Source organism: Levilactobacillus paucivorans (assembly GCF_001437125.1).
GTDB lineage: Bacteria > Bacillota > Bacilli > Lactobacillales > Lactobacillaceae > Levilactobacillus > Levilactobacillus paucivorans.
Genome location: NZ_JQCA01000103.1, coordinates 1 through 419 on the forward strand (window position 1 = coordinate 1; position 419 = coordinate 419).

Consider the following 419-nt stretch of genomic DNA (forward strand, 5'->3'; position numbering starts at 1 on the left):
AGTGAACTATGAATTCTCTTCCTATTGTAGAAAGCATGCACATATTCAAAAAGGACAGCAGCGGCAGTTTCATAATTCTCAAAGACCGGCACTGGATAAACACATTCCTTTTTGAGGGAAGCATGAAAAGATTCCATTGGTGCATTATCGTATGGACACCCCTTACGGCTGTGAGAGTGGCGGATATGTAGTTCTGTTAACCGTTGGTTGTAATCATCGCTGGTGTACTGTGATCCTAAGTCTGTGTGGATAATCAGGTCCCCAGTAATGGTTCGATTTTTAACCGCGCTTTCCAGGGTCTTTAAGACTAAATCAGTATCCATCTTTTTTGAGAGCGAATAGCCGATAATCCGTCGTGAGTGTAGGTCCATGATGGTTGATAAGTAACACCAGCCATTACGCTTCGTTTGAATATAGGT

1 protein-coding gene is annotated in these 419 nt (G+C 42.5%); it reads right to left on the bottom strand.

Annotated elements, in window-relative coordinates:
- The coding region (locus tag IV54_RS08270; protein ID WP_237756698.1) for a DDE-type integrase/transposase/recombinase at positions 1 to 371 on the bottom strand (371 nt) is incomplete at its 3' end.
- Between the last annotated feature and the right edge of the window lie 48 nt (positions 372 to 419).